The sequence below is a fragment of the Blastopirellula sediminis genome, from assembly GCF_020966755.1.
In the GTDB taxonomy this organism is placed as follows: domain Bacteria; phylum Planctomycetota; class Planctomycetia; order Pirellulales; family Pirellulaceae; genus Blastopirellula; species Blastopirellula sediminis.
The window spans coordinates 459,100-474,587 of the sequence record NZ_JAJKFT010000004.1 but is presented as its reverse complement, the minus strand read 5'-3'; the positions used below and the strand labels follow the sequence as shown (position 1 = coordinate 474,587).

Here is a 15,488-nt window from a genome sequence, read left to right as displayed (position 1 = left end):
ACGATTTCGCGGCGGCCTTTTTTCATGCGAATCAAATGCAATACTAGCCCGCAGCGCAAGCAAGGGAATGCGGTTGCCCCCTTGGGACGCAACCAACCTCATCACCGCGAGGCGTCGTTTCTCGCCCTCTCTCCACGCAACGTTGTCGATTGACAAAGCGCACAGATTCGTGGTCGATTTCCCTATCCACTTGCTAGATCGCCGCGTTCCTCCAAGACGCGATCTACCTTGAGTTGGAGCCGGGCTGTCGGCGGCGCCGGTGAACGTAGGGAAAAAAAATCGCGGCCCGGTCCACTCCACTGGCCTGCTCTCAAAAGCGCCCAACTTACCATCGCATCAGGCGGACAGCCCCAAAAAAGGGACCGCGGTCCGGTCCTACTTTTCGGTCCGCCGTTTCGGGAGTGGTCCCGCCCGATACCCTTGGATCGCAAATCGGGAAGCGGTTTGGACTTACCTCGTCGCCCCAAGCATGCGGCGAGTCAACGTTACGTGAATTGAAAAAAAATGAAGGGGGTCCGGTCCCATTTTTCCTGCGGCCGCATTCCCTTGCTGACGCTGCGGGCTGGTGAAGATTGGCTCCTCAAAAAAATTTTTCCGAGGTGGGACCAATCGTGTCACAGCCCTGGGCGAAGATCTCTCCTGTCGCAACGAGGCGACCGCAAGAAGTGAAACCCAAGCCCCTCGGCGAAAAGGAAATTTCCCATGATTCAGCACGAAGCTCTCCTCTCCCCTGCTCCGCTGTATGACGACGTTCTTTCGCTGCCGGCGGCGCCGTTTGAGGAGAACTGTCTGGACGATCTGTTCGAGGGCGCCTTGGTCGATCCGCGTCCCTATCAACTGCGGATCGCCTCGAAAGCGATATCGGCGTTTGAACAGCATCGAGCCGATCCCTTCTCCGAACTCTCCGCTTCGGCGGCTTCGGTGCTGATCGAAAGCCCGACCGGCAGCGGCAAGACGGTGATGGGACTGGGAATCGCCCAGTGGATGCAAAAGCATTACGGGCTGAGCGTCGGCTGGGTCGCGATGCGTCGCAATCTGCTGCAACAGGCGCAGGAAGAAAACCTGCGTCGCGGCTTCGACGTGAAGCTCGAGCTGATTTCGATGTTCGACAAGAATCCGCCGAAAGTCGACATGCTGATCGTCGACGAAGCCCAGCATGACGCCGCCAGCAGCATGGCGAATCTCCACTGCTCGGTTCGCCCGCAATACATCCTCGGACTGACGGCGACGCCGTTTCGCAGCGACCGCGTGAAGCTTTGCTTCGACACGGTGATCAAAGACGCCGGAATTCATCAGCTGATTCAAGACGACTACCTGAGCCGCTTCCATCACTTCACCATTCCGGAATATACGCCGGAAGCGGTCGCCGAGCATTACGCTCGCAGCCCGAAGCATTGGGGCAAGTCGATCATGTTCTTCCATCGTCGCCAACAATGCGACGCCGCCCAGGTCGCCTTGGCCGGTTACGGCATTCGCAGCGAAGTGGTGACGGCGACCAGCGATCGCGAACGCCAACTGGCCGACTTTATCGCCGGCCGCACCCAGGTGCTGATCAATATGTCGATCCTGACCGAAGGATTCGATTGCCCCGACCTGCAAACGGTCTTTTGTCGCCCTTCGAGCCGCGCCTGCACAATTCAAATGTGCGGCCGCGTCTTCCGCAAACATGCGGCCCATCCCTTCAAGCAAGTCGTGCAGTGCCGCAACACGCCGCATCCGATTTTGAAAACGGCCTCGGCGGCCGAGCAATACGTCTGGAACGGCGAAGCGTGGCGCAGCCTGAAAATGAACCGCGAAATCAGCAAGATCAGCAATCGGACGCGACAACTGATCGCCGGCGCCGAAGTGAAGCTGCCGAAAATCGTCGCCGCCGCCCGAACGTCAAAGCCGTTTTGGCAGCAGGTTCAAGAACGGTTTTAACAACGCCGCAAGGCCTGGCGCCATGCTCTTGCCGCGTCTTCGCGAGAAGAGCATGTCTTCAACGCCTTTCAAAAACTCAAAGTCATGCTCATCCGATGAAGACGTCGCAAGAGCATGCCAACAATGAGAACGACATTCATTCCTTCAACCCATGCACGGGAGACGACGCGATGAAATGGAACTTCGAATACGGACAGGCTCGGATCAAAGATTTTCAAGTCACCGCCGAGCGCGATACGCGCAGCGGCAAGGTCGATGTGAAGTCGGTCGATTTGCACGGCGAAAAGCTGACGCCGACGCCCCGCTTCTGGCGTTCGATGTTCCAACGGTTCGGTTTTTCCGAAAGCGTCTTCCGTTACTTCGACCATGGCGAAGTCTTCCAGCGGATCGCGGCTTGTACGCCAAGCGACACGGTTCGCTACTGCGTCGAACGTTCGCCGCAAGGGAAATCGCGATTGCTCTCAATCAGCAATCCAAAGCGTCCCGTGATTACCCACGAAGAGGTGACTGACCTGGTCGAGCGTTACGACGGATCCGACGTCAACTACGCCGACGGGATCATCACCAGCACGCATCGCCCGCGCAGCGGCGACTGCACGTTCCAGATCGGCGGCGATCATTTCAAACATCGCTTTGTGATGGAAACGCCGATCGACGGCTTCAGCCAGCCTCGGATCTTTCTTTCGTTCCTGCGCATGGTTTGCTCCAACGGGGCGATCGGCTACAGCCGCGCCTTTCGCAGCGACGTCAGCCTCGGCAAGGACATCGGCCACTGCATCAGCCGCGCCCTAGACAGCTACGACAACGGCGAAGGTTACGCCGCGCTGCGGCAGCGATTTGAAAGCGCCCAGACGTCGTGGGCGTCGCTGCACGAGTGCAACTCCCTTTACAAGATTCTGTGCAAGTTCGAGCGTGGGAAATCGATCTCGATCGACACGGTGATGCCCGACTTCCACAAAATGACGGGGCGGCTGCACGAGCTGTACGGCATGGCGAATCTCGACGCACTCTCCGAAAAGCGGCAACGTATTTTGCCGGCCCGCTGTCGGATTTACGACCTGGTCAATTTCGCCAGCGAAGTAGCGACCCATCATGCCGACGCCGACGCCAATCGGAGCCTGCAAGCCTTTATCGGCACGCTCATTTCCGACGAATACGACATGGAGGGAACGGCGACCGATTCGACCGAATTCGCTGATTTGCTGCTGTCCGGAGCGAGCGCCGCGCTCAATTAGCCGCGCGACCGTTGCCGAGCGGGGCGGCGTCGGGTTACACTGCCAGTCCAGCGGCGCTGTTCGCTGCTGGCGCGTGGTGCGATTCTCCCCATTCGTTCACGGAAGAACCTGATCCGGTGGCACGCAACGAACAGCTGATTCGACAGCACAAAATCTTGCAGATCCTCGAACCTTCGCGGTACGGGTACCTGCTCGAAGAAATTCGGGACGATCTGGTCACGCAGTTGGGCCTGACGTCGCTACACGTGCGGACGGTGCGGCGCGATCTGGAAGCGCTGCAAGCGGCAGGCGTCGACGTCGACAGTCACGAATCGCCCCGCGGTCGCGTCTGGAAAATGGGATCGGGCGCCCGCGGCATGCACAAGATCAATGCGTCGGCGACGGAGCTGATCGCCCTGTCGCTCGGCCGCGATCTGATGTTGCCCTTGGCCGGCACGCCGTTCTGGATCGGCATCGAATCGTTCTGGAACAAGATCCAGGAAGAGCTCCCAGGCTCGATCTGGGATCACTATCACAAGTATCGCCAAGTGCTGCACGTCAGCGGCATCACGCCGAAGTCGTACAAAGATCAGGAAGGGGTTCTGAAGACGATCAACCGCGCGATTCAGCAACATCGCGTGGTGCAGATCTCCTATCAAACGCTCGGCCAACCGACGCCCAAACAACGCGAGATCGAACCGTACGGCGTAGTCCTCTATCAATCGAGCATCTACATCGTCGCCGCAGCTCGCGAAGTGGAAGATCCCGAGACCCGCGTGCGGCACTGGAAGCTCGACCGCTTCAAGAAGGCCGAAGCGCTCGACGATTACTTCAAACCGCCGAAGGACTTTGATCTCGAACAGCACCTGGCCCAATCGATCGGCATCTTCGCGTCGGAGAAGCCGCAGAACTTCAAGATTCGGATCAGCAGTTTCGCGGCGGCCTGGGTGCGAGAAGATCCTTGGCACCCGGAACAGAAGATCGAACCGCAAGAGGACGGCAGCGTGATCCTGACGGTCAAAGCGGCCAACGACCTGGAAATCATTCCGCGCGTTTTGGCCCTTGGCCCCGAAGCGGAGGTGTTATCGCCGGCCTCGTGTCGCAAAGCGGTCGCCGAGCGGGTCAAACGACTCGCCCAGATCTACAGCCGTGACTGAGGCTTCCAGTTAACGACGCCCTGCTCGTTCGGCAGGATCCGCATCGCGTCGGTCAGCTTCGCTGGCTGGGCGTAAACGTACGCCGTCGCCGAGATCGGCTGTCCATCAAACGTCTCGCACGCGAACTCTTCCCGCAGATAGAGCCGCGGATAGTCTTCAACCACATCCAGCGCTTCGATCACGCGCACGATGTCGCGATGCTTGAAGATCCAGAGTTCCCCCTGAATCCGGTCCTCACCGCGGATCAGGCCAGGGAATTCGCCGAGTTCGTAGAGCCGCCCTTGGGTAAACGCGGTCACCACGGTCAATGGTCGAGCTGGCCAGAACTTTTCCCGCTCTTCGCCCCGCTTAAGCGTGCCGTAAGCGAACATCGCCGCGATTTCGTTAGCCATCAGTTAAACAGCGTGGGGGTTTGCGATTTGGAACGTTTGCGAGACTTCGGCGCCGGCGAAGACGTTTCGATCGGCATGTCATTGAGCGACAGAACAGGAATCGAAGCGGAGATGCCATGTGCCTTTTCGACCACCGTCTGATGACAGGTCAAAAATAGAATCTGCACCCGCGGATCAAAGTCGCTCAGCACCGCCAAGGTGCGACGCTGCCGCTCGTCATCAAAGTTCACCAGGATATCATCCATCACCACCGGCAACGGCTCGCTACTGGTCGCGTAGCTTTCGATATAGGCGAGACGAATGGAGAGATACAACTGTTCCCGCGTACCGGTGCTCAGCTCTTCGGCCGTCTTCGGTTTCCCTTCGCGGGGAATGACGATCAATGTGCCGTTTTCGTCGAGTTGCCGTTCGATCCCCAGGTATTGCCCGGCGGTCATTTCGCGGAAAATCCGCCCGACCGCTTCCAACATGTCTCCCTGGGTCTTCGCCCGATGCTTGGCGACGGCGCGATCGATCATCGCTCGGGCCAACACCAGCGGCGCGTATTGGTCGACCTTCTCCTGCAGTTCCCCCTTCAGGCTCTCCAGTTCCGACGCGATCGCGATCGACTTGTCGGAGCCTTCCAGCGACTCTTGCTGCTGCCGCGTGCGGCCGAGCGACTCCTTCACTTCGTCCAGTTGCTTCTGCAGGCTCACCGCCTCCGCTTCGCTCTCTTGGAGAGCGAGTTGCACCTGGTCGAGATCGGCGGCGGCCAACGCCGCTTCAAACGCAGCAGCGTCTTCCGATTGGCGAATGCCAGTCAGCTGCGCCTGCAGCGTCCGTCGCTCGGTTTCGAGGTCGGCCAGCTCGCGAGCCTTATGCGTCGCTTCTTCAAGCCCAGCGTCATCGGCGACGCCAGACGCTTCGCGCCATGCGGCCAGTTGCGTCTGGATCGTTCCTTGCTGCGCTTCGCACTCGGCAATCTGCTGCTGGAGCCGCGAAAGCTGCTTCTCCGCATTCGCCTTCTGGTGGCTGGCGGCGACGACGTCTTTAAGGCGTCGATCGAGTTCAATCGCCTGGCTTTCGGCAGAAAGATCGCTGGCCGGAAACCCAGCGGCAGTCCAACACGTGGCCACTTCCTGCTCAAACGCGGCGATCCCTTGCTGCATGTCGGAGACGCGGGTCTGCAAGCTCGCCGCCGAATCTCGCATGCCGCGAACGGCGTCGATCCGCGAGAGCAAGTCGATAATGATCTGCGCATCGGACGAACCGAGATCGGGCGCAGCGGCGAGCAGCGTGCGGATCGTCTCCATCGCGGCGAGCTGGCGCTGCTTCAGCTGCTGCGTCAAGTCGATCGCCGCGTCTCGATCCGCCGCCAGCTTCTTCGCTTCGGCCGCGGCCTGGGCATGTTCGTCACGCAGTTTCGCGGCTCCGGCGGCAGCTTTTTGCAAGTTATCGACTGCGGCGGCGATGTCGTTTAAGTCTTTGGCTTCCGGCAGCGCTTCGCCAAGCTGCTGCAAAAATACCTGATTCGCCACCGACATTTCGGCCAAGGACGTTTCGACATCGGCGATACGGTCTTGCACTTCGCGCCACCGGCGGAACTTGTCGCACCACGTGAGCATTTCTTTAGGCGAAAGAGGGACGACCTGCAGCGGGCTCCACAACGCCAACCACTCTTTGCGAAGCGATTCTAGCTGCGTCTCCGCCGCTTGCGCCGCCTCTCGGCAACGTTCCATTCGCCGCAACGTCAGATCGAGATCATCCGTCAGCTTGTCGCGCCGTGCGAGCAGCTCCGCTTGCTCTTGGCGGCGATCGGCTAATTCATCCGGCTTCTTCAGCAGCTGTTCGAATTCGGCAATCTTCTCGGCGTCCGGCGCTACCGAGCCAAGGGAATTTCGAAGTTCGTTCCACGCGGCGTCTCGCTCCTGGCGAGCTTGCTGCAGTTGTTCACGCGGGACCAGGGCATGACGTTGATCGAGCAACTCAATCTCGGCCTGACGTTCGGCCAGCGTCTCTTCTTCGCTCGCCAATCGGTCAGCCGCTTCCTGACGCTTCCGCTCCCCTTGCTGCAATGCGTCGCCAAAGCGTTCGATCTCGCCATCGCTTGGCAACTGCGTGACCGAGACCTTCTCGTAATCAGCAAGCGCCGCGGCGCTACTCTTGAGCGGCTTGGCCGACTGCGTCAGTTGTTGCAAATCGCGGCGGAGATCGCCTTCTCGTTCGGCCCGACGATTCCAAGCGGTCGATTCGCGCAGCAGCGGCGCGAAGTCGATCTCGCTGACGGCCGGAAGTTCGGCCAGACGCTCTTCCGCTCGTTCGCATTTCTGCTGCAAACGTTGAAGGTCGTCTTCCTTCACTTTCAGTTGGCTACGCAAATCGCTTTCGGTCGCAGCCGCTTGCTCCACCTCTTTCCGCTGCGGATGCGACAGGGCGAACTGCGACAACGTGGCGACGCTCCACTCCGGGTGCAGTTCACGCATCGCTCGATCAGCGTCGGCCAGCGCGGCCATTTGCTCTTGTTGACGAAGCGGAATGTGATTGCGGAAGCTCCGAATCTCGCCGACCGTCTGCACCAGGCGATGAATCGTATCTTCCTGGCGGAGCAAATCTTCGCTGATCGCGGCGGCGCTTTCGGCTTGTTCTTTCGCGAGCAGCTCCAGCTGCGACCGATACCGCGACAGCTCTTCCTCGAGCGATTGCAGCCGCGTTCGCTGTTCCCCAAACTTTTCGATCGCTTCGCGCGGCGGTTGCTTCTCGCCAGAGAGGGACGCGATCTGTTCGTTCAGAACCAGAATCTCCCGCCAGACCGGATACGCCTTTTCGATCCGATCCAAATGCCGTTGCCGTCGGAACGCTTCTTCATGCTGTTGGTAAAGCTGATCCCGCTTCTCGACCAGCTGATCAATCTCCCGCAGCTTCTCGTCATATTGAGCAGGCCGCAGCGGCGCGTTCCGCAGTCGCTGCCGCGCGTCTTTGATCTGCCCCAGCAGTTCGTTAATCCGCGGCTTGCGTCCGGAGGGCAGGAACAGGGCGTTCCCTTCCGTCTCCAGCGTCTTTTTGAGCGTTTGCAGCTGACCAAGCCCGCCAAGACTTCCCCCATACAGCGCCTCGTCCAAGCTCGCCGCTTTCAGCCCAGCCTCGCCGGAAGCGAGTTCAGTCAGCGAAAAGCCGAACAGTTGCTCATACGCCGATTGCTCCATTCCGCCCAGCAGGTTAATCCAGGTCGCTTCGTCGAACGTCTCATCGCTACCGACGAATTGCCCAGTCAGCGCCGACTTGGTCGACTTGGTGCGGCGGAATTGCAACTCGCGATCATCGGCCAGCGAGGCGCCAACTTCGACCGCCATCTTGCCGCTGTCGCCGAAGGCGTACGGATTGCGAACCTTAAAACCGAAGATCGCTTCGCGGATCAGCTGCAGCAGCGTCGACTTGCCCGCTTCGTTAGGGCCGTAGATGATCTGCAACCGGTCGCCGAAGTCGAAGCGGCGATCTGCGAAGACCCCGAAGTTCTCGGATTGAATCGCTTGAATCTTCACGCGGCGCCCTCCAATCCGGTCAACACAATTTGCTCGGCGGCAGCGAGCCACTCTTCCAACCGCTCGCTCGTTTCCCGCTGGTCGCTCAGATCGGCTTGGGCGGCGCCCAGCTTTTCAAACAACGATTTCAGCTCCGGCGACATTGCGGCCAGGGCCTCCGGATCTTGCCGCAACTGCTCCACTTCGCGCGCCAATTCGCCCAGCAGATCGGCTTCGCCACGTGACAGAGGAGCCCGTTCGGCCCGGGTACGGATCTTCACCTTTTCAATGCACAAGTCGTCGCTGATCGCCGCCGCTGCGTCCCGAACGCGGCCGATCCAGCTCCCTTGCTTCAGCGGATCATTCAGTTCCCCATGCAATTGGCAACTGCCGGTCAATCGAACCCGCGCGACGGTGAACCGACCATCGTTCGCCTCATGGGCCGCTGATAAAGCGTCTCGAATTTGTTCGTCGAGCTGCTGCGCATCAGCCGTCGCAGGCACCGCAATTTCGACTTCGTTCCAGCGGAGCACATCGGTCGGTTCAAAACGAACCTCTTCCAAGTGCCCATCGCTGACCGAAGCGACCAGGCAACCCTTGGCGCCTTGTTCGCGAATATGGCGCCCCTGGGTATTGCCGCTATACGCGACGTACGGATGTTCGCAGAGAGGCGCCTCTTCCCGCAGATGAATATGCCCCAGCGCCCAATAGTCGTACCCTTTGCCGCGCAGCGTGTCGATCGTCGTCGGCGCGTACGGATCGTGTTCGTCGTAACCTTGTAAGCTGGTATGGAGCATGCCGACGTTGAAATAGCCCGGCAGTGCGGCGGGATATCCGGCGGCCAGATCTTCGAGCACGTCCGGCCGTGCAAATCCGCGGCCATGGATCGCCGCCTGGATATCATCGAGCTTAATCGTTTCCGCCTTCTTCGCCGACAGTTCGCTGACGTTGTCTGGCCAGCGGATCGATTTTTGCAGCTTGCTCTCGGCGTCGTGGTTCCCGCGAATGTAGAAAACGCGAATCCCTTGCGTTTCCAGACGGCGAAATTGGGCGATCGTCCATTGCCCGGTTCGCATGTCTTGCCACTGCCCGTCGAACAAGTCGCCGGCGATCAAGACGAACGCCGCTTCTTCTTTGATCGCCAGATCGACGACGTTTTCAAACGCCGTCCGCGTCGCCAACTGCACGCGCTGCATCATCGCCGGATCGATTCGTCCGAGCCCTTGCAGCGGGCTATCGATGTGCAAATCCGCGGCATGAATGAAACGAAAGCTCATGATTTCACCTCCACAACAGCATCCAGTGAGGCGAAGTAAAGATGCCCCGACACCGACTTCTCCGGCAGTTTCCACATCTGCTGCACCGCGCGACGGTAAGCGTTCACCTGTGGACGATAGAACGCAACGCGCTGCGTGAGCGCGTCGGTCTCTTCCGCCGCCAGGCGATCGGTCTTGAAGTCGATCACGTCGGCAGCTACCACCTTGTCTCCCTCTTTCCACAACACCAGTCGATCGATCGAGCCATTCTGAATGCCACCCTCGACCGCAATCGCGAAGGTTTGCTCCTGACGGACTTCGGCGGTCGCCGTCACACTCACTCCCTTCGGTCGCGGCGTCGTCGCTTGGCCGAGCAACTGCTGCAAGTTCGGCTGCACGATGATCTTGCGGAACCGCGACAGGAGGTGGTCGATGTTCAAGGCGTCCCCGACAATCGCCCGCGCAACCGCGCGGAAGCGTTCTTCGTCCAGCTCGAAATCATCTAACCACTCGATTCGCTCGAGCCAGGCATGCGTTACCGAACCGACCAGTCGCCCGGTCGAATCGGTCGTCTCGAGCAGATTGGCGACCTTCAGTCGCGGTCCCCCTTCCAGCTTCGATGGCGAGAGCGCCTCGCCGCGCTGTCGTTTGGCCGGCGCCATGGCGATTGGCAAACGTCGCGCGATCGCTGGCGTGCGATGCGACTGCGGAGCGTCGGCCGGAGACAGATGGGCGTACCACTCGCGGTCTCCCATCTCGTAGACCACTTCGTTCCCTTGCGGTTGGCGATTGACCTCCAGCGCCTCGGTCACTAGCCCGGCCATCGTCCGGGGCGTGTTCTTTTCGCGAGCGGACGGCGGCTTGATCACGATATGCATCGCATGGACGGCGCGGGTAATGGCGACATACAGCACGCACAGTTCTTCGACCGCTTGTTGCGTACTGGCGCTCGAAAACATCCGCTGCAGTCGCGGCGGCAATATCTTTTGCACATCCTTGTTCGCGTAGCGGACGATGCCAGTCACCGGCGCCAGCGGAGCCGAGCGTTCAATCACAAACCCTGGCGGATGACCGGGAAAATTGTGATCCAAGTCGAGCAGCACCACGACGTCAAACTGCAAGCCCTTCGCTTGATGGATCGTCATCACGCGAACCGCCGAAGCTTGCGGATCGGCGACCCGCTGCGTTTCGACGAACTCGATGAAGTCGCTGGTTCGGAGCGTCGACTTCCCTTGATAGCCATGCGCGAGCCGGATCAACTGTTCAATCCGCCGTCGTTCGCGCGAGTTGCCGATTTCAACCAGCACCCGCGACCAGCGGCGGAGCGTAGCGCCGTAGCCGGCGGTCAACAATTCGCCCCGCAGCGTCTGCGCCAGTTCGGACGCTCGGTGCGTTCCCATCTGCGGCGTCAAACCGATCGTCTCGGCGATCGGGCTGTTCTGCACATGGAACCGAGCGACCGTGTCGGCCGGATGATCGATCCACTGCAAGAGGGACATCATCAACTGCACTGACGCCGAGTCGGTCAGCGTACCGCCCCCTTCTTCGCTCGCCGTCACGCCACGTTGACGCAGCTCGAAGATCATCTTCCGCACGGCGGAGTTGGTCCGAACGAGCACGCCCACCTCGCTCCCCGGCGAATTCTCCAAGCTGCGGCAAACTCGCTCGGCCGCCGCGACGAAGAGCGCCTCATCGCTTGGATCGCCATCTTCGTCGTACGGCGCCGTTTCGACGCTCACGTAGCCGGGCAAGTTGGTCTTGGCGGTCGAATGATCGGCGAAGAGGGTCTGCCAACGCTTGACCCCATCTTCGTAGCGATCGAGCCCCGGGTGCCGATGGAGATTGCGAGCAACCAGATTGACGAAGTCGATCACCACCGGCGAAGAGCGGAAGCTGACCTGTAATTCCGCTTCGTCCAGTTCTCCCAGTTCGGAGACGACCTCTTCAAAGATCTCGGCCACGCCGCCGCGCCAACCGTAGATCGCCTGCTTCACGTCGCCGACGCAGAAGAAGCTGCCGTTCGGCTGCGCTTTGACGCGGCGTGCGACCGGACGCAAGACGCTCCACTGGGCCGGCGAAGTATCTTGGAACTCGTCGAGCAGCAGATGGTTGATATGGCCGTCGAGACGATAGGCGACGCGAGTCGGCGTGTCGGCGTTGGCTTGTCGCGACAGGAACCGAGTCACGTCGTCAAAACGATAGGCTTGCGACTGGAACTTCAAGCGGCGATAGATTGCGTCGAATCGCTCGAGCAGTTGAAAGGCGCCTTCGGTTTGCCGAACCAACAGGTTGTACGGTTCGCACGCGGCGGCGTCGATCAACGTTTGATACGCGCGAGCGACATCGGCCGGAATCTCCGCGCGGTAGAACGTCAGGTCGTCTTCAATGACCTTCTTCGCGAGCCCCTTTTCAAGGAACCCGCCGAAGTCTCCTTCGGCGAAGCGGGCCAAGTCTTCCGTGCGAGCCTTCGTCATCCGCTTGTCGAGCGGCGCTTCCAGCAGCAACTTTCTGGCTGCGTCGATTTCTTCCTGTTTCGGCGGCTTCAGGGTCTTCAGCGCCGTCCAGACGTCCCCCGGCGTTTCCTGGAACAGCCCGTACAATTGGCTCGCCGCGTCCAACATCAATTGGCTGACGCCACGGGTCGTCTCTCCCTTGCTCATCAGGTGGACGATTTCCAGCACCAGCTTCGCTTCATGTTCGCGGAGCAGCTCTTCGATCGCGTTGACGCGCAGTTCCGAGTCATCGACTTCGTCGGCGATCGACCACCCCGGCGGAAAGCCCATCTCGAAGCTGAAGCACTGCGCGACCTGAATGAAAAAGCTGTCGAGCGTCTGCACGCGCAGGCGATGCAACTGCCGCGTCAAATCGCGGAGCGTCGCGACGCACGCCTCTTGGGTAACCGGCGCCGCTTCGATGAAACTGTTCAGCTCGGCCAGCTTTTTCGGATCACGCGCCGCTTCGGCCAGACGGATCATGATCCGGTCGAGGATTTCGCCGGCCGCTTTACGGGTAAAGGTCGTCGCCAAGATTTCAGCCGGCGCGTCCCCCGCCGCTAATACGCCGAGGAAGCGATTGGAAAGCTGGAACGTTTTGCCGGAACCGGCCGACGCGCGGATTAGACGATGCTGGAACGTTCTCATGGGGCGACCTCCTCCGCTTCGGACGCCAGAACCCAACGTCCGAGTACGCCGTCCTGACAGATCCGCGAGTAGTCGTCGCTGTTTTGTCCGACGTCGGCGGGAGGCCAGAACTCGCCGCGACGAATCCGGCGGACCACTTCCGCGATCACCCCTTCCGCTTGATCAAAATCGGCGTCTTCCCACGCCGCGGGGCGATAGCGGGTATCTTCGCGTTTGGCCGGCAGCGTGAAGTAGCCGACTTCGACATGCTGGCCGATCCCCAGTTCGCGGGCAATCAAGCGATAGAAGGGCAACTGCACGTTGAACCACTCCCGCTCTTCGAACTTCCCTTTGTGGTGATCCGCCTCCGGCTTTTTCGCGGTGTCGGCCGTTTTGTAGTCGATAACCGCCCAGCGGTTCGTGTCAGGATGATGGTCGATCCGGTCGATGCGCCCTCTCAGCCGAACCGGCACGTCATCGACCATCAGGATCGGTTGATGATCATCGTTGTTGGTTTCGGTCCGGTAGATCTTCCAACCTTCTTCCGCGCGACGCGCTTGTGCGCCGGCGAACCATTGCAGTCGAAGCCGTAGTTGCTCAACCTGAATGCGAACGGCCGGCAAGACGCGGGCGCCAAACTTTTCTTTCACGATCTCGCTGAGCGCCTGCTCGAGATAATCGCGAATTGCTTTCTCGTCGACCGAGTTGCGAATTTCGCTCCGACCGAACTTTTCGAGCGAGTCATGCGCCAAGTTACCGAACTGGGCGGCGTCGAGCTCACGAGCGCTGTCGGAATACGAATGCAACCGCAGGATCTTTTCCAGGTAATAGCGATAGGGACAAAACAGGTAGCGGCGAATGTCGCTCGCCGTAATCTTGTCGACCTGATAGGGGCCCGGCTCTGGCAGCGGGATCTCGATCGCCTGGCGGAAGAGTTCGGTTTCGCCCTCTTGGAATTGAACCGCCGTGTTCTCGATCGGCTCTGGATCGCCGAACATTCGTTCGACCGCCGCCGGTAGCGTTTTGTCATCGCAGCCGAAGAGCAGGCGACTCGGCGCGAGCGGATCTCCCGCCGACGTTCGCTTGGCGACGATCACATCAAGATCTTGTCGACTGTTGAGCAGCAGTTCAAAGGCGTAAGCGTCACGAGCCAAGCGTCGCGCGTTGTCTTCGATCCCAAGTCGCTCTCGCAGCGAGTTCGGCAAAAACAGGTCGGCGTTCGCCGAGCTGGGAGTGAGACCGTCGTTGAAGCTGGTCAGAATCAGGGCCGGCGCGTCTTGTAGCGGAAGTTCGAGCCAACCAAGCAGTTCGATCACGCCGTCGCGCGGTTCTTCGGGGATCAGCTCCGACCGTAACGGTCGCAACAGAATGTCGATCGCTTCGCTCGCCGACATCAGCGGCTGGAGCGTGTCTGGGATCTCTTCCCAAGTCGCCATGGCGTTCTGGATCGCCTCAATCGGCAGATAGATCGAGCGATAGTCGACGCTCCCCGGCGTCAGTTCGCGATCGCCGTAGATCGACTGCAACAGTTCGCTGATCGGCTGCCGCCACTGCACCAAGGGACAGACCGGCTGCGAAAGCGGCATCGCGAGCCGATCCATCTGCGCCATCAGGTCGGCGATCGTTTCCCCTTCGAGTTCGGTCGCGTCGAGTGCATCACGGAGATGCTCGCCGAAGAAGAGATCGAGCGTTTCGAGCGGATCGCGTTCCGACTCGATCATGCGCCAGACGTCGGGATGACGAAGCGCTTCGGCCAATGCGGCGAAACTGCGACGTCGCATATATTCCGAGAAGGTACGGAGCAATCGGCACGGCAACGTTTCGACGACCGGCGAGCCAGGGCCGAAGCGGCTGTCGAGCTGATGTTCCGCCAACCGTTGTTTCAGTTCCGGCACCAGCGCCTCGTCCGGCACGCCGATCACCACTTCTTCCGGAGCGTAACGTCCGGCGTAGTTCGCCAGGCACGCGACCGCTTGCTCAGACTGATCGGCCGGACCTTCAACCAGGTAAACGCGGCTCGAATCAACCGCCGGGCGGCGATCGGACCATGCATCCGGCTTCAAACAGCCATGGGCGTCAAACGAATCGGCCAGTTCGGGCGGAGCGGCGATCAAGGCGGAGACCTCGGCGCCATGCGACGCCGCCTGATCGAGCATCGACCGCAACGTTTGGTTCAAGTCGACCGTGCCGATGAGGACGATCTTCCGCTCGCAGCGGCACTCGTCGTACTGCAACGCGAACAAGCGGGCCGTCTCTTTATCCCAGACGCCCACCCGATCGAGTCGCGCCAAGTAATCTTGCTGCAGGTGAGCGAGCGTCGTCCAGCGATCGACTTCGGCGAACTCGGGCATTTCGATCGCCCGCTTGGCGACGGCGGCAAAGTCGAGCTTTTCGCTCGCCAACTCACGGTGCGTTTTGCGAATGATTTCGCCATATTCGCGCCACTGCGACAGATCGTCAGACGACGGCGGAAACGGAATTAGGTGCTTGAGCTGCTGTGGCTTGCAGAGACGGAGCGTTTCGGCCCAAGCCAATTGCTGGGTCAGCTGACTGGCGAAAGGGCGTTTTTGTTCGTAGAGCAGCTCTGGCGTTTGCCCCACCCCACAAAGCATGGGGGGAACCAGCGAGGCGCCTTCGCTTTCGGCCCGCTCGATTAGTAGATCGCGGAGACGACGTCCCGCCTGGGCGCCGGGAAGAATCAGGGCATACTGGCTCAGATCGAGCAGCGGTCCGTCGCGGCGAGCCAGACCGGCCAGATGATCAGCAGCCGCTAGGAGCGCAGGGCGATCCCAGCCGAGAAAAAATCGCGCTAAGTCGTTTGGTCGTCCTGACATGGCTCGCCTTTGCTCTGGAAAAGCTCAAGATACCCGCCGAAGGCGGCAGGGAAAAGCCGCAGGAGCTTTTCCCAAAGGTCGAGCGTACGAATGGCGCGT

General features: G+C 60.4%; 8 protein-coding genes. 3 read left to right on the top strand and 5 right to left on the bottom strand.

The window, feature by feature from the left end; all coding sequences use genetic code 11:
• The first annotated feature begins 702 nt into the window (after window positions 1–702).
• The 3 genes from LOC68_RS05670 to LOC68_RS05660 all read left to right on the top strand — a co-directional run bounded on the left by LOC68_RS05670 (window position 703) and on the right by LOC68_RS05660 (window position 4,291).
• Window positions 703–1,920 carry a DEAD/DEAH box helicase gene (locus LOC68_RS05670; protein ID WP_230216635.1) on the top strand — a complete coding sequence of 406 codons (1,218 nt, stop codon included), beginning with the start codon at window positions 703–705 and terminating at the stop codon, window positions 1,918–1,920.
• A 170-nt stretch (window positions 1,921–2,090) separates the two neighbouring features.
• Window positions 2,091–3,155, top strand: a complete 1,065-nt coding sequence (locus tag LOC68_RS05665; RefSeq protein ID WP_230216633.1) for a DUF932 domain-containing protein — start codon at window positions 2,091–2,093, stop codon at window positions 3,153–3,155.
• A 116-nt stretch (window positions 3,156–3,271) separates the two neighbouring features.
• Window positions 3,272–4,291: a helix-turn-helix transcriptional regulator gene (locus tag LOC68_RS05660; RefSeq protein ID WP_230216631.1), complete on the top strand. Its 1,020-nt coding sequence runs from the start codon at window positions 3,272–3,274 to the stop codon at window positions 4,289–4,291.
• On the opposite strand, the gene LOC68_RS05655 is transcribed toward LOC68_RS05660, so the two are convergent.
• The 5 genes from LOC68_RS05655 to LOC68_RS05635 are packed head-to-tail and all read right to left on the bottom strand — an operon-like array spanning window position 4,276 to window position 15,389.
• A complete protein-coding gene (locus LOC68_RS05655) occupies window positions 4,276–4,683 on the bottom strand; it encodes a gamma-glutamylcyclotransferase family protein (protein ID WP_230216629.1) in 408 nt (135 codons plus the stop codon). The two genes, LOC68_RS05660 and LOC68_RS05655, sit on opposite strands and share 16 nt — an antisense overlap.
• Window positions 4,683–8,201 carry an AAA family ATPase gene (locus tag LOC68_RS05650; protein ID WP_230216627.1) on the bottom strand — a complete coding sequence of 1,173 codons (3,519 nt, stop codon included), beginning with the start codon at window positions 8,199–8,201 and terminating at the stop codon, window positions 4,683–4,685. The genes LOC68_RS05655 and LOC68_RS05650 overlap by 1 nt, the downstream gene beginning before the upstream one ends.
• Window positions 8,198–9,457, bottom strand: coding sequence for a metallophosphoesterase family protein (locus LOC68_RS05645; RefSeq protein WP_230216625.1), 1,260 nt, complete (start codon window positions 9,455–9,457; stop codon window positions 8,198–8,200). The genes LOC68_RS05650 and LOC68_RS05645 overlap by 4 nt, the downstream gene beginning before the upstream one ends.
• A complete protein-coding gene (locus tag LOC68_RS05640; RefSeq protein WP_230216623.1) occupies window positions 9,454–12,576 on the bottom strand; it encodes a UvrD-helicase domain-containing protein in 3,123 nt (1,040 codons plus the stop codon). The genes LOC68_RS05645 and LOC68_RS05640 overlap by 4 nt, the downstream gene beginning before the upstream one ends.
• Window positions 12,573–15,389, bottom strand: coding sequence for a PD-(D/E)XK nuclease family protein (locus tag LOC68_RS05635; RefSeq protein ID WP_230216621.1), 2,817 nt, complete (start codon window positions 15,387–15,389; stop codon window positions 12,573–12,575). The genes LOC68_RS05640 and LOC68_RS05635 overlap by 4 nt, the downstream gene beginning before the upstream one ends.
• Window positions 15,390–15,488: the final 99 nt, after the last annotated feature.